This window comes from Xanthomonas sp. SHU 166 (genome assembly GCF_000364685.1).
Taxonomy (GTDB): Bacteria; Pseudomonadota; Gammaproteobacteria; order Xanthomonadales; family Xanthomonadaceae; genus Xanthomonas_A; species Xanthomonas_A sontii.
Genome location: NZ_AQOJ01001017.1, coordinates 1 through 1,665 on the forward strand (window position 1 = coordinate 1; position 1,665 = coordinate 1,665).

Consider the following 1,665-nt stretch of genomic DNA (forward strand, 5'->3'; position numbering starts at 1 on the left):
CGGTACAGGGACGGATGCCAGGCGCTCATGCCGCCGGCGCCACGCGCGTGGTGTGCCGCGCGCCGCGCGCGTTCATGTGATGGTGGTGCCGGCGACCCGGTTGCGGCCGGCGCGCTTGGCCGCGTACAGCGCCTGGTCGGCGGCCAGCACCAGGGTCTGCCAGGACGCCTGCGCCCCGGGCGACGACAGGCAGTAGCCGATGCTCACCGTGCACACCAGCGGGGCCTCCGGCGCGGCATCGATCTGTTGCTGCTCGATGCGCCGCCGCAGGCGTTCGGCGAGATCGCGCACCGACGCCTCGTCGCCCTGCGGAATCAGCACCATGAACTCCTCGCCGCCGATGCGCGCCAGCAAGTCGGGCATGCGGATGTGCTGCGTCAGGGTCTGCGCGATGGCGACCAGCACCTGGTCGCCGACCGCATGGCCGAAGCGGTCGTTGATCGCCTTGAAATGGTCCACGTCGATCATCAGCACCGCGATCGACGCCCGCTTGCGTGCGGCATCGAGGGTCGCCGCCTCGCCGCGCTCCCACATCACCCGGCGATTGGTGACCCCGGTGAGTGGATCCTGCGAGGCGTGCCGCCGCAGTTCCGCGTTCATTTCGCGGGTCAGCATCCACAGGAAGCCGGGGGTGATGCTGGCGGTCAGTACGATGCGCGAGAGCAGGCCGAAGTTGGTGGTCGGGTCGTAGCTGGTATCGACGTCGGGATGGAAGGCCCACCAGACCACCCGCAGCCCGACCATGCCGGCCCACAGGAAATGGAAGACGGCCGTGAAGCGCGCCGGCGTGCGCACGGTGCTGTCGGCGTGGCGCCACAGCGCCACCGCGGTGGCCAGGGTCAGCATGCCGCGTACCAGGCCGCCGAAGATCACCATGATGCGGTGATCGAGGCCTGTGTAGTGCAGGCTGTAGAGTTCCAGCGCGCAGAGCAGCGCGATCGGGACCAGCAATGTCCACTGCAGCAGCGGGCGTCGCAGGTAGGCGTTTACCGCCATCAGCGTCAGTGCGGTGGCCACGTCCAGGGTGACGTTGCCGGCGGGCGCGACCCAGACGTCCATGTAGTGCCAGGCCGGCGCCAGCAGGGTGCCGAAGCCCAGGGTGAACACGGCGTAGCTCAGCGTCAGCAGCAACAGACTGCGGGCGTGCCGTTCCTTGCGGCCGGTGACGTACAGCGCCAGGAACATCGCCGAGGACACCGCCGCGAGCAATGCGTTGACGATCAGCAAGGTGCCGGCATGGGCCAGATGCGCAATCCATTCCACAGATGTTCCGGGCCGCAGCGGCGATGAGATGTTGCAGATGCAGCAAAGTATATGCCAGTGCCAGCGTCGGGCAGCCGACGCGGCATGCGCGATCGACGCTGAAAACGATTACGGCCCGCCTTCGGGCCCGGCGCTGCCTGGCCTCACAGCCGGTACTGGCGCATCAGCGGGACACCGATGCGCCGGGTCAGGGCGCCGAGCGCGGCGATCGGCTGGCGTCGGCGCAGCGGCAGGTGGCGCGCATCGACCGCGCTGTACTCGATGACCGGCATGCCGCCGCGCTGGCGCTTGAAACTGGCCGCGCCGGCGCTCTGGTTGAGGCGCTGGCCATACCGTCGCGCATGGTCGATGCCGCAGGCGGTGAGGGTGCGGTACAGCGCCAGCCGCTGCGGCAGGGGGGGG

The 1,665-nt window shown here is 69.5% G+C and carries 1 protein-coding gene and 1 pseudogene; both read right to left on the minus strand.

The features are described 5' to 3' along the window. Positions 1 to 72: 72 nt before the first annotated feature. Entirely contained in the window at positions 73 to 1,263 is a 1,191-nt protein-coding gene (locus D180_RS22365) for a GGDEF domain-containing protein (protein ID WP_017914520.1), read from the minus strand. A 143-nt stretch (positions 1,264 to 1,406) separates the two neighbouring features. Beyond that, positions 1,407 to 1,665 (minus strand): annotated as a pseudogene (locus tag D180_RS22370) (hypothetical protein); the annotation flags it as partial.